Here is a 23353-nt window from a genome sequence, read left to right as displayed (position 1 = left end):
GACTTAAGCTTTAGCCTCTAAGCCCAAAACTTTAGCCAATGCAGCTAAGAATTTAGCATTTTCAGCTTCAGTCCCAATTGATACACGTAAATGCTCGGGGATACCAACTGGACGAACAATCACACCTTCTTTTAATAAAGCATTGAAAGTCTGTGCAGGATCTGCTTTTACATTTACTAAAATGAAGTTGGCACGTGAAGGCACATACGCTAAACCTAAAGCATCAAAGCCTGACTCAAGTTGAGCCATACCCGCTTTGTTCACTACGCGTGATTTTTCAATAAACGCTTCATCTTTAAGTGCAGCAACTGCAGCCACCATCGCAAGATGGTTCACGTTAAATGGTTGACGAATACGATTAAGGAAATCCGTCACTTCAACTGAAGCCAAAGCAAAACCTACACGTAGTGCAGCCAAGCCATAGCATTTTGACATGGTACGGCTCACAATTAAGTTTGCGTATTGATCTAAGAATTTTAAGCTGTTGAAATTTTCTGGGAAATATTCCACATAAGCTTCATCTAAAACCACGATCACATTTGCAGGTACTTTTTGCATGAACGCTTCAAATTCAGCTTCTTCAAACCATGTACCTGTTGGATTATTTGGGTTCGCAATAAAAATCAATTTAGTATTGTCTTTAATTGCCGCAGCCATTGCATCTAGGTCATGTGAAAAACCTTTTGCAGGCACTTCAATCGCTTCAGCATTAATTGCTTGTGTCACCAGACCATACACAGCAAATGCGTGTTGGCTATACACCACAGAGTCTTGCTCTGAAACAAAAGCACGAGCGAAAATTTCTAGAAGATCGTTTGAACCATTACCCAACGTAATGCGGTCATGTGCAATACCAAATTGTTTTTCAACTTGGTCTTTCAAAATAAAACCGCCACCATCCGGATATCGACCAATTTCTGCAAGTTCAGCAGCAACCGCTTCTTTCACTTTGTCAGAACAACCCAATGGGTTTTCATTTGATGCGAGTTTTACGATATCTGTAATACCCAACTCACGCTCAAGTTCACTAATTGGTTTACCTGGTTGGTAAGGCTTTAGCTTTGCAATGCCTTCATTGGCTGGGACAAACGTCATTTTACACTTCCAGTTTTTTCAAATGATGAAGGTGATCAACTCCTGATGGAATTGATCACAGTTGTGATCTTAAAGAACAGCAATCGGATATGAACCCAATACACGAATTTCTTTAACCAATGGACGAATTTCTTCAATCGCTGCTTTGACATTGTCTTGTTCTACATGGCCTTCAAGGTCAACAAAGAAGACATAGGCCCATTTTTCAGGCAAGGCAGGACGTGTTTCAATACTGGTCAAACTGATATTGTGTTTTGCAAATGGTGCAAGAATTTCAAGCAGCGCCCCTGCACGGTCATGCGCAGAAATCAACAATGAAGTTTTATCATTGCCCGATTGCGGTACTTTCTCACGACCAATCACCAAGAAACGAGTAGTATTTTCAGGATTGTCTTCAATATTGCTATGCAAAATTTCAAGGTTGTAAATGTTCGCAGCGACTTCAGAAGCAATTGCTGCTGAGTGCCATTCATTGCGAATACGGCGTGCAGCTTCTGCATTTGAACTGAGTGCAACACGTTCTACACCTGGATAATGAGCATCTAACCAACCACGGCATTGCGCCAAAGTTTGTTGATGAGCATAAATTTGTTTAATGCTGTCTTTACGTGTGTTTTCAGACACTAGGAACTGATGATGAATACGCAGCTCCACTTCACCAATAACATTCAGATGTGAAGATTTGAAGCAATCTAGGGTATGGTTCACTACACCTTCAGATGAGTTCTCTACAGGCACAAGACCATAGTGCGCACTGCCTGCTTCTACTTCGCGGAATACTTCATCAATCGTTGGAAGAGGGCGCACTACAGCGTCTTGACCAAAGTGTTTCAACACTGCCGAATGCGTATAAGTTCCGACTGGACCTAAAAACGCAATACTTTGCGGTGCTTCAAGAGCTAAACATGCCGACATGATCTCACGGAATAAACGTGCCATTGTCACATCAGACAATGGGCCTTCGTTACGATCCATAACTTTACGTAAAACTTGCGCTTCACGTTCAGGACGATAAAACAATGGATTCTCTTCTGCAGCAAATTTTGCTTTTGCCACAGCTTCAGCTAGTTTCGCACGACGATTGATAAGTTGTTGAATCTGCATATCAACAGAGTCGATATCTTCACGAATTTGAGCTAAGTCCAGAGAAGTCGGAGTGTTTTGATCATCGTTGATCATTGTTATGTCGCCCTTCAAAAAAATTTTGCAAACAGTATAACAATAGTTAGCTTTCAAATGTTGCGCAATACGACTTTGATGGTTTCAGCCTTAAAAACATACAGTTGATTAAAGCTTCATCAGCTTAACTTAAGAGCCAAAACAGCCAAACTGATAGGTAAAGCCATAATTAAGGCAAATCTTACCTTTTGACGGCTTTATTGATCATTCATCTTGAGCAGCACAATAAATAGCCCTTCTCTTTTCCTCCAAATTTGCATCAGATCCATCTCGTTGTATAAGCCCATCAATCAATTTGTTTCATTGGTCATTTCAGTTTTAAATTTTGCTCTCAATACTTGAAGCAAAATAAAAATTTCAAAACTTGGCTTTCATGGCATAGAAATAATTTGAAACTTAAAGATGATCTATATAAACACTTGGTCATTGATCGTTTTTTCAGTGACTTAATAGGCACTTTCATCTAGTGTTTACAGTCATTGACGCATTTATTACAAAAGACACAGGTAATTTTTTTCATTGCTTTGTAGTCTAAATATCAGAAAAAAAATAACAGACCCATAGGTACAAGTATGCACAAGAAAATTGCAGTGTTAGTGACCTACGATTTTGAAGATATTGAGTATCTTGAGCCTGTGGAGGCATTTCGAGCCGCTCGGCACAGCATTATCAATATCGAAGATCAGGTTGGAAAAATCGTTCACGGCATTAAACGCCGTTCCCAGATCACCATTGACCAGAGTATCGACGACGCCTCTGTGCATGATTTTGATGCCTTGTTTATCCCCGGCGGTTATTCCCCCGAAAAACTCGCTTTAGACGACCGTTTTATCTATTTTGTACGTAATTTTGCAGATAGCCAAAAGCCGATCTTGAGCAGTTGCCATGGTCCACAGTTGTTATTAGAAGCTGGTGTCATACAAGGTCGCCATTTCGCCCAATCTGAAACGCTGAAATCTGCTTTAGTAAACGCAGGTGTGGTGGTGTCGGATCAATCGGTCGTGAATGATAATAACCTATATATATCGTCTCGCAGTACTTTAGATACACCTGAATTTATTGAAGTCTGTCTGCAAGTTTTAAGGCAACCGTCATTATCATAGATCTCAATATATTCACTTACACTCAACCGCATAATCTAATTCAAACAATAATCTAATTCAAACACGCAAATCTGTAGAAATACATCGTCAAAAAAATAGCGAAGTCATCACTTCGCTATTTTAATTTCAGCCTGATAAATTGATTATCGACCTAAAATACTTCGTGCCACGATTTCTTTCATAATTTCATTGGTGCCACCGTAGATTTGCTGAATACGTGCATCGACAAAGAAACGTGAAATTGGATATTCCGTCATATAACCATAGCCACCAAATAATTGAAGTAGATTATGGGCCACTTTCATTTGCATATCGGTAGAAAAGCTCTTGAGTGCTGCTGCAGTTTCAACATCAAGTTTGCCTTGCATATAAAGTTCAACATTTTGATTATAAAATGCCGCTGTAGCCAATTCGTCAATCTTAGCCTGTGCCAAGACAAAACGAGTATTTTGGAACTGTCCGATCGCCTGTCCGAACGCTTGTCGCTCATTAACATACTGCGTTGCCACATCAATGGAACCACGAATCGCACCAATTGCAGTCGAGGCAATTGCGGTACGTTCACGCGGTAACTCTTGCATCAAGTAAGCAAAGCCGTGTCCAGCTTGACCCAAAAGTTGCTCTTTCGGTACTTTGACATTGTCATAAAACAACTCAGAAGTGTCTTGCGCATGCAGTCCAATTTTGTCGAGGTTGGTACCTTTCTTAAATCCATCCAAATGTGTATCGACTAAGAGTAGTGACACGCCTTTGGCACGTGCTTGCGGATCAGTTTTCGCGGCCAATACCACCAAGTCTGCATGTTGACCATTTGAGATAAAGGTTTTCGAACCATTGAGAAGATAATAGTCACCCTGCAAAATTGCACTACTGCGCATAGACTGTAAGTCCGAACCTGCACCCGGCTCTGTCATACCAATAGCACCGACCACTTCACCCGTGACCATTTTCGGCAACCAATACTGTTTTTGTTCTTCTGAACCAATGTGCAAAATATAAGGTGCTGCAATTTCAGAATGGCATGAAATACCTGTCGATAATGCACTAAAACCTGCGCGTGCCGACTCTTCAACTAGCATCAGTGAATAATGCGTTGGGACGCCATAGCCGCCATATTCTTCAGGCACATCCACACATAAAAAGCCATTTTCACCCAAAGCATTCCATACTGAACGCGGCATAATGCCTTCACGTTCCCATTGCTCATAATGTGGTGCGACATGCTCTGCCATAAAGCGGCGAAAGTTATCTCGAAATAATTCTAAGTCTGCATCATAAGCTAGCATGTGTTTCTTCCTTGGTTGAGTTTGTTGTTTTGTTGAACTCCATCCTATTGCAGTTTAGAACTGCCGTCATGTTTGAAAACTTGGGCGTTCAAAATATAAAGAATCACCCACAAAAAAAGGAAGCCGAAACTTCCTTTTTAAATTACATCTTTTACCTCACAGCATCTGCCTTAGGCATGATGTGCATTGCCTTCTTCTTGCATTTGACGGTCAATTTCTTCAGGATTTGCCAAAGCAAAATCCAGTTTTTCTTTGTCTAATTGACCCACCCATTTCGCAACTACAATCGTTGCCAATGAGTTACCTACAAGGTTGGTTAATGCACGTGCTTCTGACATGAAACGGTCAATACCAAGAATCAATGCCAAACCAGCAACAGGAATATGACCCACAGCAGAAAGTGTTGCAGCCATGACAATAAAGCCTGAACCCGTCACACCCGCAGCACCCTTAGAAGAAATAAGTAGAACCAATAACAATGTGATCTGATGCGAAATATCAAGCGGTGTATTGGTCGCTTGTGCAATAAAGATTGCTGCCATGGTCAGGTAAATAGACGTACCATCTAGGTTAAATGAATAACCTGTTGGAATAACAAGGCCCACTACAGATTTTTCTGCACCAGCAAGTTCGAGTTTTTTCAACATACGTGGCAGTACAGACTCTGAAGATGACGTACCCAGTACGATCAGTAACTCTTCACGAATCATGCGAATCATTTTCAAAATACTGAAACCGCAAATACGTGCAATTGAGCCAAGTATAATGAAAATAAACAGCAAACATGTGATATAGAAGCAGATGATCAATTGACCCAATTGCGCCAAACTACCAATACCATATTTACCAATGGTATAAGCCATCGCACCGAAAGCACCAATTGGTGCAAGCTTCATGATCATGTTTACAATGTTAAAGAATACATGTGCAATTTGATCAATAAACTTCAATACAGGCTTACCTGCATCACCAAGTTTATGCAAAGCAAAACCAAATAATAAGGCAAATAATAGAACTTGAAGAATTTCACCCTCAGCAAACGCACCAACAACGGTGTTTGGGATGATATTCATAAAAAATTCTTGGGTAGATTGTGCTGCACCAGATTCAACATATTTAGAAATACCTGCAGTATCTAAAGATGCTGGATCTACGTTCATGCCCACACCTGGTTTTGCAATATTAATCACTGCAAGACCAATAATGAGTGCGATGGTCGAAACGATTTCGAAGTATAGTAAAGCGACCCCACCTGTCTTACCCACAGATTTCATGCTTTCCATGCCTGCAATACCACTTACCACGGTACAGAAGATCACAGGTGCAATAATCATTTTAATTAGCTTAATGAAACCTTGTCCTAGTGGATAGAACAATTCACCCCAGCCTTTTACGTATTGCTCGGTACCATTGATAATTTGCGTACCACTTGGTGAGAAATGACCCACCAATACACCCGCAATAATGGCAACGATCACTTGAAAATATAGTGACTTATAAATTGGTTTTTTAGCCATGACATTACTTCACGATATATTTCTGCTTCAAAGAAATATTCAGTTTTTGTCTATTTTCAAAAAATAAACAGCCCAAAACCCCTTTGTCTTCGACAAAAGAGCACCAAAGGTATTTGACTTAGCCAAATACAGAAAAACGAAATATGTATGGTGATTAAATAATCACATCAGGACCTGATATAGAATCAGCACATTGATCAGGAGATGAAACGCATACTAAAGTAGGTTAAATTTTACCTGTTTTTTAATGGCTTGTTCTGCCACAAATGTTAATTTCGGTTAAATAATAGACCGAGATCATTAGACTATAGTCTAAATACTGCATTTTTTACACTCATTATCAGGCTGAAAAATACCAACTATAGAAGTAAACTATCCTTAAGTCCTAATTTTAAGCCCTGTATTTGCATGAACAATAAACGAAATATTTACAAAGATTTTGAACATCCTTTTGCGCAATTTGTCCGTATCGTGGGTAAAGGTAAAAATGGCGCACGTTCGCTCACTTATGATGAAGCCTACCAAGCATTCAGCATGATCTTAAAAGATGAGGTTTTAGACGTTCAATTGGGCGCTTTCTTGATGTTATTGCGTGTAAAAGAAGAATCAGTTGATGAACTCACTGGCTTTGTCCAAGCCACACGTGATCAGCTCAAGTTTAAAAAACTTGATGTTGATTTAGATTGGTCATCTTATGCAGGTAAACGCAAACATTATCCTTGGTTTTTATTGGCCGCATTAACGCTAGCAAAACACGGCTACAATGTCGTAATGCATGGCGCTTCAGGTCATACCATTAACCGCCTTTATACAGAACAAGTATTAGAGTATTTGGGTTTTCCTATTTGCCAAAATGATACAGATGTGGAACAGCAACTCATACAACGTCATTTTGCTTATATTCCGCTCGACGTCATTTCACCAATACTCAGTGATTTAATTTCACTGCGCAATGTGATGGGTTTACGTTCCCCAATTCACACCCTTGCGCGTCTGATAAATCCATTTAATGCCAAAGCCACCATGCAAGCTATTTTCCATCCAGCCTATCGTGGATCACACCAACGTGCGGCATTTCAATTGGGTTATCAAAATAGTGCTGTCATTAAGGGTGAAGGTGGTGAATTCGAACGTAACCCCGATGCAAAAACCTTAATTTGTGGTATCAAGGATGGTGAAATGTATGAACATGAGTTGCCTAAACTGACGGACAACCGTAGTCCAGTCGAAGAAGAACTTGATTTGGCCGTTTTTAAAGCCGTTTGGGACGGTCAGCAGACACATGAATATGGTGAAATCGCAGTCACCGAAACCATGGGAATCGCACTATATACCATGGGTGCAGTCGCAAGTTTTGATGAAGCCATGCAAACTGCCAAAACCATGTGGGCAAATCGTCACGCTTAAATAAGCAGATATGAAGAAATAAATCTAGGCATGCATCAAGCCAATAAAAAAGCCAGCATTAAGCTGGCTTTTTCAATCAGAAAGAAAATAGATTAAACGAAACGAATCGGCTTGAACTCAGGTTCTTCCACATGCGAGTCACAATGCTCATCTTCTTCTTTGGTCCCACGGTCGATATAACCACTACGCTCATCTTCTGGCAAATGTTTAATTTCCCATGCATACACCGCTTGCATACAAATTTGACGTTGTTCTTGAGTCAGCGCTACGCCATTTGGCCATTTACCAATTTCAATTGCCGTTTTTAATCGACCAACAATTTCAGGATCGAGTACGGCAAGCATCTGTTCAATATTCATAATTAATCCTGCTTTAATGAGTCAAAATCTTGGTTCCAGCCTAGCTTGGTACGACATGCCATATAGAAGTCATAACCAGGTGGATGTAATAAGTTGAGCTTAAATGGATGTTTGCGGATATGTAAACTATCGCCTACACCCAATGATACACTGTGTTGACCATCGGCACTGACCATTGGTAAAACACGGTTTTCACGAATCAAAATTTTAATTTCGCTTTGTCCACCTACGACAATCGGCCGTGACGACAAAGTATGTGGATGCATTGGCACTAAGGCAATCGCATCCATACTTGGATGGACAATCGGACCACCACCAGATAATGCATAAGCTGTAGAGCCAGTTGGTGTCGAAACAATTAAACCATCACTGTGTTGGCGGTATACATATTGCCCATCAATATTCAGTTCAAAGTCGATCATATGTACCGATTTACCCGAGTGCAGCACAATATCATTTAAAGCCACAGCATCATAAATCGACTCGCCTTTCGAGCGAATTTCCATTTCCAACAAGAAACGTCGGTCTAGCTGAAACTCACCTTTAAGCACTTGATCTAACTTGAAAATCACTTCTGTCGGTTTGATATCGGTCAGGAAGCCCAAACGACCACGGTTCACCCCAATCACAGGAGTATTGTATTTCACCAAGGCACGTGCAGCATGAAGCAATGAACCATCACCGCCAACTACGATCACCAAATCGACAACTTCACCCAATAAATTACGGCTGACCGTCTGAGTATTATTGTAGGGAACCAGCTGCGCTGTTTGCGTATCAAATACAGGATGTAATCCCAAACTCAAAATATGATCGTGGATCAAACATAGGGTTTCGATCACTGATGATTTGTCTGGACGACCAATCAACCCAATGTTTCGAAATGATTTATGTGAAATTTGCACCTGCGCTTTTGCTCCGCTTCGCCTCATTGGTATCATATCACTAACAGAAATGATTTAAAAAAACTTTAAAGTTTCGACTTTAGTGAAGTAGCTTCCAATATTTTGCATACATATAACAGTTTAAATATTGCAAAATACTGAAAAGCTTCGCATGATTAGCAAAATTTCTCAGGGTCTTATCACTATTTATGAAGTCTGAACGTGGCATAGGCATAATTGCACTGATTTTTTCGCTGTTGATTATCGGCGGATTTCTCGTGTTCAGCATTTATCTTATTCGTCTAGATAATATTGTACGGGACAAATTCGAAGGTCAACGTTGGGATATTCCAGCCAAGGTATTTGCTCGTCCTTTAGAAATTTATACCAATGCGCCTGTAAGCCAAGCAGACCTCAACCAAGAACTGAAACTTTTGGGCTATAACGCTCAAGATAGCTATGCGAAAACAGGGAGTTACGTTACTTCTGGCAATGTAACCTATATCCACACGCGTGGTTTTGACTTTGGTGATAGTGTCGACCCTGAACAAGTTCTTAAAGTGACTTTTGGTGAAGATCAAATCACTGAGGTAAGTGCGACCAAGCCTTCAAGCAGTGGTATTGCCCGCTTAGAGCCGATGTTAATTGGTGGTATTTATCCTCAGCACAATGAAGACCGTGTTCTGATTAAACTGGATAAAGTACCTAAGCCTTTAATCCAAGCTTTAATTGCTACCGAAGACCGTAATTTCTATCAGCATCATGGTATTTCCATTCGTGGTACAGCACGTGCCATCGTAAGTAATGTCACCGGTGGTAAACGTCAAGGTGGTTCGACCCTCACTCAGCAATTGGTGAAAAATTTCTATTTATCGCCTGAAAAAACCATTAAACGTAAGGCCAACGAAGCCTTAATGGCGATGCTGATTGAACTCCACTATGACAAAGATGAAATTCTTGAAGCTTATTTAAATGAAGTGAATTTAGGTCAAAACGGTAACTATTCAATCAATGGTTATGGTTTAGCCTCGCAATTTTATTTTGGTTTACCGCTGCGTGAATTAAATATTGCTCAGCAGGCGTATTTAGTCGGTCTAGTTCAAGGCCCGACCCTATTTAATCCGTGGAAAAACCCTGAAGGTGCGATTAAACGTCGTAATATTGTATTAAATAATATGGTGGTCGTGGGCTATTTAACTCAGGAACAATATGAAACTGAGTCTGCACGTCCATTAAATGTCATTACTAAACCAACATTGGGCCCTTCTCGCTTCCCAGACTATATGGATATTGTGCGTCGTCAACTGCGTACTGAATACCAAGAAAGCGATTTGACCAATCAAGGTCTGCGTATTTTCACTGCGATGGACCCGATTGCTCAAACTCGTGTACAAACTGCATTTAAAGAATCTGTGGCACGTTTAAGCAATGCCAATCCAGCACGCTTGAAAGAATTACAAGGCGCGGTACTGGTGTCTCATCCTGAAAATGGTGAATTGGTTTCAGCAGTCGGTTCAACGCAGGACTTTACCGGCTTTAACCGTACAATGGATGCTAAACGTCAAGTCGGTTCATTGCTAAAACCTGTGATTTACCTCAGTGCGATAGAATCCAACCGTTATAACTGGGCGAGTCAAATCGAAGATAGTCCGATCAGCATTCAAAGTGATGGCAAAGCTTGGACCCCGAAAAACTATAGTGGTGGCGCACATGGTGTCGTACCAATGGTCGATGCCCTATCAAACTCTTATAACCTCTCTGCGGTACGCTTAGGTCAAGAGTTCGGTATGTCCACGTTTATTAACCATCTGAAAAAGTTTGGTGTGACTTCTAATATTCCAAACTACCCTTCGATTTACCTCGGCGCTATCGATATGTCACCGATGGAAGTCATGAGTGTCTATGGAAACTTTGCAACCGGTGGCTTCAAATATCCAGTGAAAGCTATTCGTTCAGTGGTCGATGCCAATGGTCGTTTATTAGATCGTTATAGCTTAACGGTACAACCGACTATTGCACCTGATGCAGCCTTTATCTTGAACTACGGTTTACAACAAGTGATGAGTTCAGGGACAGGCCGTTCTGCTTATGCATCATTACCAGCTTCACTCAAACTTGCAGGTAAATCAGGGACAACCAATGATACGCGTGACTCATGGTTTGCAGGTTATTCAGGTAATTACTTAAGTGTGGTTTGGTTAGGTTTAGACAACAACAAAGTTACAGGCTTAACAGGTTCGTCAGGAGCACTTCCGGTTTGGACCAATGTCATGAAGCAGTTACGTCAAAAGCCAGTTAATTTACGTCAACCAGACAGCGTACAATGGCATTGGTTAGACCGTTATTCAGGTAATTTATCTGCGCAGCATTGTACAGGTGCGATGTATATTCCTCTGTCGCGTAACTCTATTCCAAATCAGGCTACGGCATGTGGTTCGACACAATATGAAGTAGAACCTTACACAGTTGATACTGAAGAGACGCAGCCAACTCAGGAACAAAATGATAGTTTAGGTGACTACATTCGTGAAAGTGATGTCGATAATGATCAGGGTTCATCTGATCAACCTCGCATCATCTCAAGTGGAGAGTATTCAAATTAAACTGCAAAACATTAAAGTTTTAAAAACGTTCAGTATTCTGAGCGTTTTGACGATCATTTTGGCAGGTTGCCAAACCATGAACGAACCTGAGCAAAAGCCGCCTGCGGCGCCTGAAAAAAAGGCAGACATCCATGACCCTTCTGGGGTCATTATTACGCCATATGACCATCCAGAAATTAAACGTCAACGTATCGTTATTCCTGAGCAGAAAACCCAAATTCAAAAGTTTGATGATGGTCGCGACTTACCTGCATTCAAAAAATTGATGCAAACTACGCAAACCGCTTATGCCAATGGAAAATGGAATGAAGCTGAAAGTGCGGCAACTCAAGCACAGCGTTTGGCACCGCAATCTGCGGAAACTTTTTTATATTTGGCAATGATCGCCAATCGAAAAAATCAACCTGCGAATGCAGAATCGTTGGCACTGCGTGGATTAAGCTATGCTCAAACCAAGCCGATGAAACAACAGCTTTGGAATGTTGTTTTAAAAGCTGGTCAAATGCAAAAGAAAAAGCAGCACCATTCAAAAAGCCCAACAAGCCATCAAAGCTCTTTAAGCACCCATAAAAAAGCCTGTTCTTAATTGAGATCAGGCTTTTTCATTTAAAACATACTAAAAGTAAGTTTATTTCTCATAGTTATTATTAAATAATGTTACGCAGTAACATCAGAAGCATAATTTGATCTAAATAAAAGTACGATACACGGTAACGTCATCTGCAAGCGTTTGAGACAAGACTACATCTATTTAAAAATGTTTTTGCGATACTTTGGATAAATTGACGCTAGTGAACGAGTTTTGTCAGTGAGGTGCATTGCACCGCAAGATGGTTTCCTTGTGAAGCACGCTTCTCATTTTGCCTAATGAGAAGCATCGTTTCGTAAGAGTACCTCCAGCCGAAGGCTAATCCCTTTACTCAATCTCTAGATTTAAGACTCCGTCGTATCGGTTTAAAAATCATTTAAAAAATGCGTAATTATTTTTACGGGCGTAACATCAGTAAATAGCTTACAAATAGTAAGTCTATTTCTAACCAACCTTCACTGAATTTTACATAACGACTTTCAAATACAAATTTAATTCAATATACACATTCTAGTTTCTAAAAACTGCGAATACCTGCCACCCCATAAGCATGATGCTGCTGTACAATAGGTAGCAATTCAGGACGCATGCCACCTAAAGCAAAAACAGGGATTTCTATGCTTCGTGCAATCTCAGAAAAATGCGCCCATCCCATACTTTGCGCCTCTGGATGACTTTGTGTCGCCAGAACTGGGCTCATAAAAATAGCCTCACAGCCAATTTTTTGCGCATGCAGTGCAGAAACTTGATCATGACAAGCGGCGATATAGCGCTTCCCAAGCTGTAAATCACCTTTATTTTTTTTCAGCAATTGGTGCTGCTTAAGATGTAAAGCCGAAATATGTGCTTGCACCTCCATAGAGAGTAATGACCATAGATCTTCATTAATTATCAATTGCTTTAAAATCACGGTAGGTAATTGATTTAATGCCTCTGCATTTTCTGCGCTGGCATCGACTCGCCAATAATACAACAGCGTCTCTTGAAGCGTTTCAAATGTTGGTAGATCGGCGGTGATTTTGATCTGTTGCTGCCAATATAAGCGCTGCAAAATAGCTTGATTGGCCTTTGGAAAATTTAAGCTCATGAGTTGTTGACGTGAATACCAGGCCCATGGCTTTTGGATTTCATTCAGCAACGCATGCGGGACGGTGGCATGAAATAAATGCAATTTCACAATAACATCATCGTATTCATGTTGAATAAAATCAAAAGCATGCCAGTCATGTAAACCAATTCCAACCTCTTCAAAAATTTCACGACGACAAGCCTGTTCAGGACTTTCACCCTGCTCGACTTTACCGCCCGGAAACTCATGTTTATTGCCCTGATGTTGTTTTGCTTCACGCCAACCCACCAGTACTTTGTCTTGATGCAATAAAATCGCAATGGCGACATCAATTTGCGGTTTAGACATAGTTCCCTGCTCTCTACTCTGTTGCGATTGATAACCAAGTGTAAGCAAATTTATCTTTTTTATAAAATCCTAAAATTACCGTTGACAGGCCTATTCGATAATGATTATCATTTAAACCATTCAGAAATACACCACGGAGTCGACGGAATGAACGCACCATTTAGCCTTTTTACTCGTAGCAATGAAGCACACCACTCACTGCCAATGCTACATTCAAACAACCTTTTTGCTTTAGGACGTGAAATTCGCATTATGCATGCAGGTGAAGAATATCGACTACGTTTAACACGAAATAATCGCCTTATTTTGACCAAATAATTTCTGATAAAAATAATAATTATCAGCGCAATAAAAATAATCGTGGACACAAGCAGTAAGCCATTCGCTTACTGCTTTTTAAGTTTTGTACTTAGTTAAATTAAGTTTTATAGCTACTCAAACTTAATTTAAATCGCAACACTCATCTTCCTCTCACAACACTCTTTCGCTAAATTCCTTAGAGCAAATCATGTTTTTAACAGATTGGAAAAGTGATTTGTACCTTTAAGCCGCCCAGTTCAGAGGCGTTCACACTTAATTGACCTTGATGTAACTGTACAATTTTTTGGGCAATTGAAATACCTAAACCTGAACCTTGTGTCTTTGTTCCCAATACGCGGTAAAACCGCTCGCCAATGCGTTGCAATTCTGCAGCTGTCAGTCCTGCACCTTGATTTTCGATCGTCCAAATCGCCTGCTGTGCTGTTACCGTTAAATCAATCTTGACCTGTCCTTGCTCAGGACTATAACGAATAGCGTTATCGACTAAATTGCGTAGACAGCTAAACATCAACTCTGCGTTCATAGCAAACTGTACAGACTGGGTCTGTAGCTTCAATTCGATCTGCTTTTCTTCAATAAAAGGCTGTAAAGCGTCAAGGACTTGTAAACTCAGCTGTTCTAAGTCGTCTTGTTTTTTATCTAATTGCTCCGATTGCGTCGGGTCGAGCCGTGCCAAAATTAGTAGATTTTCCAACACGCGTGTTCCTCGATTAACATCGTGCTGTATGCTCAATAAATCCTGCTGAATGTCGGGATATTTTCGTTTTAATACCTGAAGTCGCATTTGAATCGCAGACAGCGGTGAGCGTAATTCATGTGAGGCATCGGAGGTAAAGCGTTGTTCCGCCTCTAAGGCTTGATCTAATCGGTTTAATAAAAAATTCAGCTGTGTTTGGATCGGCTCTATTTCCTGTAATACAGGTTCAGGTAAGACGATGGCTTGTAAGTCATCTACATTTTTTTCAGCGATTTGTTTTGAAAAAAGCTGTAAAACTTTCAATTGACGTTTAATCAAAATATGCAGTAAGAGCCATTGGATCAACCAGACAATCAATAGAATCCCTGCATAGCCTAATAAACTCTGCAGCGTTTCTCTGAGCCGTGTTTTCATCGGTTGAATGATTTGTACGGTTAATCCATCGTCCTGAAGTGCATAGCTACGCCATAACGCGCCTTCTCTCCATTGATAATGCAGCCCATGTTTTAAATTGAGCTGATGTTCAAATGCTGTGTGTTGTTCCGACGTGGTTAAGACTTGCTGCCCTTGCATGAGTTGATATTGCATATCAAACTCTTCACTCAGCTCATCTATTTGTTCGTCTTGCTTCAGCGTGAGATCAGTAGCAGTGAGCATGTCAGCCACTTCGTCCATCAGGGCATCATGCACATTCATGATGTGATACAGCCCAAATCCCAACATCAGACACAGAGAGATTGCTCCCGCCCAAATTGCACTGAGCAGTGAAGTTTTAATCAGTTGCGACTGTAAAGAAATACTTTTTTTATCACTCATAGACTTAACTTTGTTGCGGAAGATTCATGCGATAACCCAAACCCCTTAAGGTTTTGATGTAATCACTGCCAATCTTCTTACGCAATTGGTAAATAAAAACTTCGATCGCATTACTTTCAACTTCATCCCCCCAAGCATAGAGCGATTCTTCGAGTTGGCTACGTGTCATAATATGCTCAGGATTCAACATCATCTTATGCAAAATTTGATATTCACGCGATGTCAGCGTAATCAATTCCGCATTTTTACGCAGCGTTTTGGCTTGTACATCTAAACTTAAATCCCCGAAAGTCAGAGAATTATCACGCTGTTGATGATGCAAGCGTAATTGGGTACGTACCCTTGCTGACAACTCTTCCAAGCTAAAGGGTTTCACCAAATAATCATGGGCTCCCAGATCTAAACCTTCAACACGATCTGCAATACTGTCCCGAGCAGTAATAAATAAAACTGGTGTAAGCGGATGCAACTGTACGATACGTTTTAAAATTTCATCACCAGTTACTTTTGGTAAGCCACGATCTAAAAGTATGCAGTCATATTGATGTTGTTCTAAAGCCAAAATAGCGTGATCGCCGCGATCAACCCAATCGACACTGTAGCCATCCATTTCAAGCCATGTTTTTATACTGTCGGCTTGAGATTCATCATCTTCTGCCAATAAAATTCGCATCTTACCTACCCTATTTCTATGGTTACGACTTCAGTTTATCGAACTTTTGCTCATATCTACTCAAATCATAAAAAAACCACAGCAAGCCGTGGTTTTTTATGGAGCAGCACTGAAATGAATAACAGGCTAAATTAAAATCTTACTTGATCGACATCAACTTCAACGCGTTTCGTCGGTTTGTAATCAATGTCGATTTCACCAATGAGCGTTACTGGTGTTTTAGCTGAAATCGCTTTGCCTTGCCAAAGTTGATCATCAATATCCACTGTAATGCTGCCTGTGCTATCGCGGAACTGATATTTTTCATCGCCCATCGATTTCACAACATAACCTTTCAATTGAACTTTACTATCATCTTTTAAGCCTAAGGCATGTTTCACTGATGTGGTTTTCATCGGTGCAACAGCTGTTTGATTAACTGCTGTATTCGCGACTGCAACCGATGCCACACCTGCAAATGCTAAACCACATACCAATTGAGTGAATGTTTTCATCTTCGATCTCTCTTACTTTGTCTATTTCGATAGCGCTATTTAAACAAAGCAAGATGAGTCGAATCTTAAGCTGCAAAGACGTTTTTATTTATTTGATCGAACCATTAGTTGAGCGGTACGACACGCAGAACTTCTTCTAAAGTCGTCACACCTGCAAGTACTTTACGCGCACCTGCAATTCGTAATGGCTCGACATGCTCTTTACGTGCCTGTGTACGTAGTTGGGTTAGATCTGCATTGGCACCAATCAATTGCTTGGTTTCAATACTGAGTGGCATAAATTCATAAATTCCCACACGGCCTTTATAACCCGTTTGACGGCATTCATCACAGCCCACCGCCTCGTAGACAAAATCAGGCATTTGTATCGCATATTCAAAGGTCAAATGTTTCCACTCTTGTTCATTGATAAAAGTCTCACGCTTACAATGTGGACAGAGTTGACGAACCAAACGTTGTGCCAAAACCCCTAAAATGGTCGCTGCCGTTAAAAAAGGCTGAATCCCCAGATCATGTAATCGCGTCAAACTCGATGGTGCATCATTGGTATGTAAAGTTGAAAGCACCAAATGACCTGTTAATGCAGCTTGGATCGCCATATTTGCCGTATCATGATCTCGGATCTCCCCGACCATGATAATGTCAGGGTCTTGACGCATTAACGCCCGTACACCATCGGCAAAGCCTAGATCAATCCCTGTATTCACCTGCATTTGGTTAAAGCTCGGCTCTAACATCTCAATCGGATCTTCAATCGTGCAGACATTCACTTCTTCAGTTGCCAATTGTTTGAGCGATGAATATAACGTGGTGGTTTTACCCGAACCCGTCGGACCAGTCACTAAAATAATACCGTGACTATGACTGGTTAAGGCCTTCCAATCATCTAACAGACGCCCTTCAAAACCGAGCTGTTGGAAACTACGTACCAAGACTTCAGGGTCAAAAATACGCATGACTAACTTTTCACCAAAGGCCGTTGGCAACGTCGATAAACGCAGCTCTGTTTCTTGGCCTTTGGGTGTACGGGTTTTTAAACGTCCATCTTGCGGCTTACGCTTTTCCGCCACATTCATCCGTCCTAAGATCTTAATTCGTGAAACCACAGCTGTCAGTGTATTTGCAGGCATGTTGTAGATGGTATGCAATACCCCATCGATACGAAAACGCACCTTTCCTGTATCTTTACGCGGCTCGAGGTGAATATCACTTGCACCTTGTTCGAAGGCAAACTGTAAGACCCAATCCACAAGCTTCACAATATGCTGATCATTGGCATCTGGATTTTGTGTATCACCTAATTGTAATAGTGCTTCAACGCCTTTATTTTCACGGTCATAACTCGATGATTTTTGCGAATTACTGACTGCGCGACTCACTTGGTAATATTCAACCAAGTAGCGCTGTAGTTGATCTGGACTGAGTAATACACGTTGAATCTTGCGTGGTAATACCGTTCTTTCTAAGTTGGCAATCCATTCATTTTTATAAGGTTGATCTGTTGCAATCAACACATGCTCATTTTGTAATTCAACCGCTAAAATGCGATTTCGTACTGCAAATTCCTGCGACATAATTGCAGTCAGTGCAGGCACATCAGCTTTTAAAGGATCGATAATATAAAACGGTACACCAGACTTTTCTGCCAACCATTGGCAAAGTCTATTCAATGTTAAGGTAGACTGTGGATGACTCTGATCGACTAAATTAAAATTGGCAATCCATTGTAAAGGATGCCATTTCAACTGCTCACGCTGACGGTGCGTGGTTTGAATCAGCATTTTGTCCCGCTCAGTAATTCGCCCGTCTTTTTGTAATTGGTCTAAACACCAAGAAGTGTCAATTTCAAAATTAAAAGTCATTGTTCTATGTTCCCCAAACATAAAACCACTATAGCAAAAAATTCTAAAGGCACGCTTGTGTCATTTGTGTTTTGCACATAGATTTTCTGAAAGCATACTATTTTTTTATTAATGAAATCATTCATAAATTTAAGCTATAATAAAGTTGCCTATCAGGGCTTTATAATTACGATATAAGAAGATTTATGATGAAAATAAAAATATTAGCAATTTATACGATGACTATTCTTAGCTTAACTGCCTGCGGCGGTGGCGGTGGAAGCTCTACATCTAATAATAATTCCAGTGAAAATCCACCAGTACCAAATGCTGCTTTCCAACAGTGGTCAACTTTTGAACTCGACAGTGAAAGTGATGTGCTGTCATACGAAAGTGATACTGCAACTATCGATAATGGTAAATTATATACTTCAGAAAGTAGCGATTCATTTATGGTCACAACGAATGGCTTGTATGATGAAGGATCTCTACACAGTTTGTATGGCTATCTGAATGGCAATATATCCATTGCAAATAATGTGTGGACGCTAAGTCCTCATTCCTCTGTTAATTCATCAGGTCTAAAAATTACGACAACAATGAAATCTTTCAATCTTGAAGGTGAAATCATTGCCTCTCAAGTTGATGCCTATAATTATTGGATCATAAAAAATAATATTACTGATTCAAGCAACTATATTTCTAACGATGCTCTCAAATACTTAACAGCTATTTCAAATATTAAGTTTCCCGCTGGTTCTCGCTGTTTACAATTAAATAAAGTATCAAATAGTGAACAGTATTTAGATTTAACAGATTCCTCAGATAGTGACAGTCAAAGTTTTTTAGCTGACTGGTGGACTGATCTTAGTACAGATATTACTGCGAAAAAATACATCATGAAAGATACTGTAGCCTATACCGTAGCTGATGATGAGAGTGAATATGGCGTAGCTCAATATAAAAATCGTTTCTATGACGCTTACCCATCTCCTAAAGGAGTGGAATACAATATGCAGGATTTAATTAAGATTATTGATAATTGGATAAATACTTCAACAAATCCTACTCAAAAAACTCAATTTTTAGAGTTTAAACAATTAGCTGAGAACTCTTGCAGCATGTATAACGATGTTGCTCTTAACGCAATCAAACAAAGTTTTGCAGCAAATAAATAATTTACACATTTAATGAAAAAGGAGCTGAAAGCTCCTTTTTTTTATTGAGATATTTCAACAATCAAAACATGTTGTTTACTGACCTGAAATTTTACATTCAATCCACCAAATAACATGCCATACACACGTTCATCATCATGCTGATAGGCAGGACGTGGATCTAAACTCAATACCTGCTCAAGTTCAGCCTTTAATTGCTCGGTTAGATTTCCTTTAGTTAAAAATACCTGTTTTTGTTGCTCAGCGTGCTCTGACCAAATCACAGATTTTCGTTCTGGCTCATCCTGCGCATAACCGCTTTGCGCATCCATAACTGCATCTGAATATTGAATATAGGGTTTGATATCTAAAATTGGTGTTCCATCCAACAAATCACTACCGACAACATAGACACGTACCGATTTACCGACTTTTTGCACCCCTTTGAGCTGCACAACAGACAAGCCCATAGGTGACGGTCGATACATACTTCGTGTCGCAAATACCCCGATTTTTTGATTACCACCTAAACGCGGAGGACGAACTTGCGGACGAAATTTTGTCGAATCTACATTTTTATTTTCATGAAACTGCCAAATCAACCAAAGATGACTAAAATCTTCAATCCCCTCAAAAGCCAATAAATCGTTATAAGGTTCTACCATTTCAATATAAGATTCGACTTGCACCAAATTTGGCTGACGTGGAATACCAAACTTTTCTCGGTAGGGAGATTTCATATACCCGATAATTGGCATTTTAAGCTCAGACATAATCACTTTTTCTGATAAGTTCAATTAAATATATTCAGTTTATCGAGAATGATTTTAGATTAGAATAGTAAGCTGTTCTAATTTGATAATTTTATTGAGACCTTTAATGGCTGCTTTTAACGTCGAAAAGATTACTCACGTCCACCATTGGAATGACACTTTATTCTCTTTTAAAACCACTCGCGATACTGCGTTACGTTTTAAAAACGGTCAATTTGTGATGATCGGCCTTGAAGTAAATGGTAAGCCTTTAATGCGCGCTTATTCTATTGCAAGCGCAAACTATGAAGAAGAATTAGAGTTTTTCTCTATTAAAGTTCCAGATGGTCCTTTAACGTCTATTTTACAAAAAGTAAAAGTTGGCGATGAAATTTTAGTGTCTAAAAAACCTACAGGCACTTTAGTTCTAGATGACTTAAACCCTGGTAAAAACTTATACCTACTTTCTTCAGGTACAGGTCTTGCACCGTTCCTTTCTGTAATTCGTGACCCTGAAACTTACGAACGTTTTGAAAAAATCATCGTTGTACATGGTACTCGTTTCATTTCGGAATTGGCTTATCAAGATTTAATCTTAGATGAAATTCCTAACCACGAATTCTTTGGTGAATTAGGCGCGAAAGAAAAATTGGTTTACTACCCTACTGTAACTCGTGAAGAATTCCATACTCAAGGCCGTGTAACTACTGCCATTGAAACTGGTCAACTTTTCGAAAAAATTGGTCTTCCACGTTTCAACCCTGAAACTGACCGCGCAATGCTTTGCGGTTCACCTGCATTCCTAGACGACGTTGCTGCACTACTTGACCAGCACGGTCTGAAAGAATCTCCTAAGATGGGAGTTCTAGGCGACTACGTGATCGAGCGTGCATTCGTTGAAAAATAATTAGTTTGAATCAGATAAAACGAGGCTTTTGCCTCGTTTTTTATTACTGCTAATTCATCCCACTTGGTATTTTAAATTTGGCATATAGAATCGCTTTCTAAGGGTTTCTCTTCAGGTTCATTTTGTATCTGTTCATATATAGGTCCAAGTTTTTTATCAGTTCTACGTCCTTTCCAACTACGATTAGACTCATATACAGTTCTCTGTCTAAAATAACTAAACGGCTCTACATTTGCCACAAACCCATATTTAGAGTCATGTATATAATTTGAATAAAAATCTACAGCTTCTTGAGAGACGTCTTTTTCCCAACTTTCCAACTCCCACTCATCAATATGCACAAGCATTTCATACAGTTTAAATGCAGGATAAAAAATTCTAAAAAGGTGTTTTACACCCGTAATATTTGACTGATTAAATGTAGTATAGTTCTTTGTCCACTTAATACGTTCAACTTCAGTTGCCATATCAGCAGGTCCGGTTGGAAACTCAAAACCATCCTCCTCCCTAGAAATTTGGCTAACTGAACGCGAAGCATTTGCTTGCTCAATATCACCATTAATTAAATGTTTTTGTCTTCTTCGGTGTAACGTTCCATAAGAACCATAATATAATTTCATGTAATTTTGGATATCATGTTCTGTAACACCAGTAGAAGCACCTACTTCTTTTTTAACTGAATTAAATAATTGTTGTGTTTTTTCTTCTATTTTAAAGTCTTCTCGAAAAATATTATTTTGTTCTTTTTCTAAATTTATATAATCAAAAAGTTTTACATTAGCAGCTACCGCAGCATCCATCATATGTTTTAAAGGTATTCTTGCGAAATTATTATCTACATTTTGTGAATTTGGCTGATAACCTCCTCCAACATCTGAGTGCATACCAGGATAAACTATTTCTTTCCACGTTTTTGGATTGGCTAATTTGCCATCTTTACGTATTAAATCAACAGGAAAAGAAAATCTTAATTCATTACCAGCAACCAAATGCAAGCAATTTTTAACCCTAGGATCAACTACCATATCCCGCCCTCTAAAGCTCAACTTATTCGGCATATTCGTAGCTGGTAAACCAAATGAAGCTACAGTATCAAACAATCCAAGAAATTGGATCGCCATAGGGATTTTTTCAGCTTGTCCTGCCAGACTATAATTTAAACTTAAATCTTTACTTTCATTATTCCAAATCATTTCATTAGAGAAAACACGTGCTAATGCAGCTCCGCGTGAGAAACCAAATATTGATAGATTGATTTTTTTAATTAATCGATGTTGGTGTAAATTAGCTTCGATTTTTGCTTCTGCTTCACTTTTACGTTCCTCAAGTTGAGATTTAAGGCTTGCTTCTGCTTGTTCAATTTTCTGCTTCAATACCCTAGTTAATGTTTCACTAATCTGGTCTTTACCATAATCTAAGCGCCTTGATCCACCAACACCTGTAGCGCCACCTGTAGGAAATGTGTCTTGTGAATTTGCTATTTGCTTATCAACCCAATTATTAGTATCACCATTAAATGGTGTACCTACACCCGATATATAAATTGGATGACTCAGTTTTGAAAGTGCTTTCATACTTTGCATTTCAAAAGTGCTATAGAATAGTGCGCTACGCCATAATTTGGCAGGATTAGCTAGCTTAGCGATTTTTTCATCATTCTCTAAATTATTTCCAGTTCCATCAAAAAAAATCGAAATATTAACTACATCAGAACAATCCTGTTTAGCATTAGGACCCTGATTAGAAACATCTTGATTACTATTCTTTATTTTCTGTAATTCATTAAACATGGGCATACCTTATTTTTTTTCTTTTGCATTCAATTCATCAATTATTTTGGCTCTCCACACTAACCCTTTTTTAGTTGCATCAGGTAAGTCATTTGAAACTGTAATTTCCACACTATCATCTGGATATAAATGTACTGCTAAGTATTTTTTACCTTTTAAATTTTCATGAGTTAATGTTGGGACATTAATTGCTATATGCTTTTTAGAACTATTACCTTCGCCCCATTTTACGTATTGTGGTCCTGTTATTATTGCAGACCTTTTTGTTCCAGTACCTAAACCTCCACCTAACTCCTCTCCATTTAATTCAACGATATAGGGGATATAATTAGCATCATAACCATAAGATGTTGTAGTCAAAACATATGTTTTTGTAGATCCTGTACTACACCCAACTAGACCCATCATTATAGTAATCGGCAGCATTACAATTTTTTTAAAAACATTCATTAACTTACCCTTAATT

General features: G+C 39.5%; 20 protein-coding genes and 1 pseudogene. 7 read left to right on the top strand and 14 right to left on the bottom strand.

Annotated elements, in window-relative coordinates; all coding sequences use genetic code 11:
- Positions 1–3 precede the first annotated feature (3 nt).
- Together hisC and pheA are read right to left on the bottom strand one after the other, a co-directional pair.
- Positions 4–1095, bottom strand: a complete 1092-nt coding sequence (hisC, locus tag FTV27_RS06105; RefSeq protein WP_078189092.1) for a histidinol-phosphate transaminase — start codon at positions 1093–1095, stop codon at positions 4–6.
- A 69-nt stretch (positions 1096–1164) separates the two neighbouring features.
- Positions 1165–2274: a prephenate dehydratase gene (gene pheA / locus FTV27_RS06100; RefSeq protein ID WP_180077541.1), complete on the bottom strand. Its 1110-nt coding sequence runs from the start codon at positions 2272–2274 to the stop codon at positions 1165–1167.
- A gap of 572 nt (positions 2275–2846) precedes the next feature.
- Between pheA and FTV27_RS06095 the strand changes: the two genes are divergently transcribed.
- Complete coding sequence (locus FTV27_RS06095; protein ID WP_180077539.1) at positions 2847–3377, top strand: DJ-1/PfpI family protein; 531 nt, start codon at positions 2847–2849, stop codon at positions 3375–3377.
- Between the two features lie 143 nt (positions 3378–3520).
- On the opposite strand, the gene FTV27_RS06090 is transcribed toward FTV27_RS06095, so the two are convergent.
- Both FTV27_RS06090 and FTV27_RS06085 read right to left on the bottom strand, forming a co-directional pair.
- On the bottom strand, positions 3521–4663 hold the full coding sequence (locus FTV27_RS06090) for an acyl-CoA dehydrogenase family protein (RefSeq protein ID WP_180077536.1): 1143 nt from the start codon (positions 4661–4663) through the stop codon (positions 3521–3523).
- Positions 4664–4833: 170 nt separating this feature from the next.
- On the bottom strand, positions 4834–6180 hold the full coding sequence (locus tag FTV27_RS06085) for a dicarboxylate/amino acid:cation symporter (RefSeq protein WP_078194416.1): 1347 nt from the start codon (positions 6178–6180) through the stop codon (positions 4834–4836).
- A gap of 408 nt (positions 6181–6588) precedes the next feature.
- On the opposite strand from FTV27_RS06085, the gene FTV27_RS06080 reads away from it, so the two are divergent.
- On the top strand, positions 6589–7587 hold the full coding sequence (locus FTV27_RS06080; RefSeq protein WP_180077535.1) for a glycosyl transferase family protein: 999 nt from the start codon (positions 6589–6591) through the stop codon (positions 7585–7587).
- Positions 7588–7679: 92 nt separating this feature from the next.
- Here the strand turns inward: FTV27_RS06080 and FTV27_RS06075 are convergent, their stop codons facing one another.
- Positions 7680–7946: a YeaC family protein gene (locus tag FTV27_RS06075; RefSeq protein ID WP_078189099.1), complete on the bottom strand. Its 267-nt coding sequence runs from the start codon at positions 7944–7946 to the stop codon at positions 7680–7682.
- A 2-nt stretch (positions 7947–7948) separates the two neighbouring features.
- Complete coding sequence (locus tag FTV27_RS06070) at positions 7949–8887, bottom strand: NAD(+) kinase (RefSeq protein ID WP_078189100.1); 939 nt, start codon at positions 8885–8887, stop codon at positions 7949–7951.
- A gap of 152 nt (positions 8888–9039) precedes the next feature.
- Here FTV27_RS06070 and mrcB point away from each other — a divergent pair, with 152 nt between their 5' ends.
- Both mrcB and FTV27_RS06060 read left to right on the top strand, forming a co-directional pair.
- Positions 9040–11433: a penicillin-binding protein 1B gene (gene mrcB, locus FTV27_RS06065; protein ID WP_180077534.1), complete on the top strand. Its 2394-nt coding sequence runs from the start codon at positions 9040–9042 to the stop codon at positions 11431–11433.
- A gap of 76 nt (positions 11434–11509) precedes the next feature.
- Positions 11510–11993: pseudogene (locus tag FTV27_RS06060) on the top strand (tetratricopeptide repeat protein).
- Positions 11994–12539: 546 nt separating this feature from the next.
- On the opposite strand, the gene FTV27_RS06055 reads toward FTV27_RS06060, so the two are convergent.
- On the bottom strand, positions 12540–13439 hold the full coding sequence (locus FTV27_RS06055) for an NUDIX domain-containing protein (protein WP_180077533.1): 900 nt from the start codon (positions 13437–13439) through the stop codon (positions 12540–12542).
- Positions 13440–13586: 147 nt separating this feature from the next.
- Between FTV27_RS06055 and hemP the strand changes: the two genes are divergently transcribed.
- Positions 13587–13757, top strand: coding sequence for a hemin uptake protein HemP (gene hemP / locus FTV27_RS06050; RefSeq protein ID WP_078189103.1), 171 nt, complete (start codon positions 13587–13589; stop codon positions 13755–13757).
- Between the two features lie 196 nt (positions 13758–13953).
- On the opposite strand, the gene FTV27_RS06045 is transcribed toward hemP, so the two are convergent.
- The 4 genes from FTV27_RS06045 to FTV27_RS06030 all read right to left on the bottom strand — a co-directional run bounded on the left by FTV27_RS06045 (position 13954) and on the right by FTV27_RS06030 (position 18302).
- Positions 13954–15273 (bottom strand): HAMP domain-containing sensor histidine kinase, encoded by a 1320-nt coding sequence (locus tag FTV27_RS06045; RefSeq protein WP_180077532.1) that lies wholly within the window; start codon positions 15271–15273, stop codon positions 13954–13956.
- Between the two features lie 4 nt (positions 15274–15277).
- Positions 15278–15946, bottom strand: coding sequence for a response regulator transcription factor (locus tag FTV27_RS06040; protein ID WP_180077531.1), 669 nt, complete (start codon positions 15944–15946; stop codon positions 15278–15280).
- A gap of 131 nt (positions 15947–16077) precedes the next feature.
- The gene (locus FTV27_RS06035; RefSeq protein WP_180077530.1) at positions 16078–16440 is read right to left on the bottom strand and encodes a NirD/YgiW/YdeI family stress tolerance protein; all 363 of its coding nucleotides are present in this window, start codon (positions 16438–16440) and stop codon (positions 16078–16080) included.
- Positions 16441–16544: 104 nt separating this feature from the next.
- Positions 16545–18302, bottom strand: coding sequence for a GspE/PulE family protein (locus FTV27_RS06030; RefSeq protein WP_078194425.1), 1758 nt, complete (start codon positions 18300–18302; stop codon positions 16545–16547).
- A gap of 185 nt (positions 18303–18487) precedes the next feature.
- Between FTV27_RS06030 and FTV27_RS06025 the strand changes: the two genes are divergently transcribed.
- Complete coding sequence (locus tag FTV27_RS06025) at positions 18488–19459, top strand: hypothetical protein (protein ID WP_180077529.1); 972 nt, start codon at positions 18488–18490, stop codon at positions 19457–19459.
- Positions 19460–19500: 41 nt separating this feature from the next.
- On the opposite strand, the gene tsaA is transcribed toward FTV27_RS06025, so the two are convergent.
- Positions 19501–20211 carry a tRNA (N6-threonylcarbamoyladenosine(37)-N6)-methyltransferase TrmO gene (tsaA, locus tag FTV27_RS06020; protein ID WP_180077528.1) on the bottom strand — a complete coding sequence of 237 codons (711 nt, stop codon included), beginning with the start codon at positions 20209–20211 and terminating at the stop codon, positions 19501–19503.
- A 106-nt stretch (positions 20212–20317) separates the two neighbouring features.
- On the opposite strand from tsaA, the gene FTV27_RS06015 reads away from it, so the two are divergent.
- Positions 20318–21097: a ferredoxin--NADP reductase gene (locus FTV27_RS06015; RefSeq protein WP_111885341.1), complete on the top strand. Its 780-nt coding sequence runs from the start codon at positions 20318–20320 to the stop codon at positions 21095–21097.
- A gap of 71 nt (positions 21098–21168) precedes the next feature.
- Here the strand turns inward: FTV27_RS06015 and FTV27_RS06010 are convergent, their stop codons facing one another.
- Together FTV27_RS06010 and FTV27_RS06005 are read right to left on the bottom strand one after the other, a co-directional pair.
- Complete coding sequence (locus FTV27_RS06010; RefSeq protein ID WP_180077526.1) at positions 21169–22887, bottom strand: DUF2235 domain-containing protein; 1719 nt, start codon at positions 22885–22887, stop codon at positions 21169–21171.
- A gap of 9 nt (positions 22888–22896) precedes the next feature.
- Complete coding sequence (locus FTV27_RS06005) at positions 22897–23337, bottom strand: hypothetical protein (RefSeq protein WP_180077524.1); 441 nt, start codon at positions 23335–23337, stop codon at positions 22897–22899.
- Positions 23338–23353 lie beyond the last annotated feature (16 nt).

Origin of the sequence: Acinetobacter sp. YH12251, assembly GCF_013417465.1 — a bacterium.
Lineage (GTDB): Bacteria > Pseudomonadota > Gammaproteobacteria > Pseudomonadales > Moraxellaceae > Acinetobacter > Acinetobacter amyesii.
Note: the sequence above shows the minus strand (reverse complement) of the source record. Positions and strands in the feature narration are given on the sequence as shown.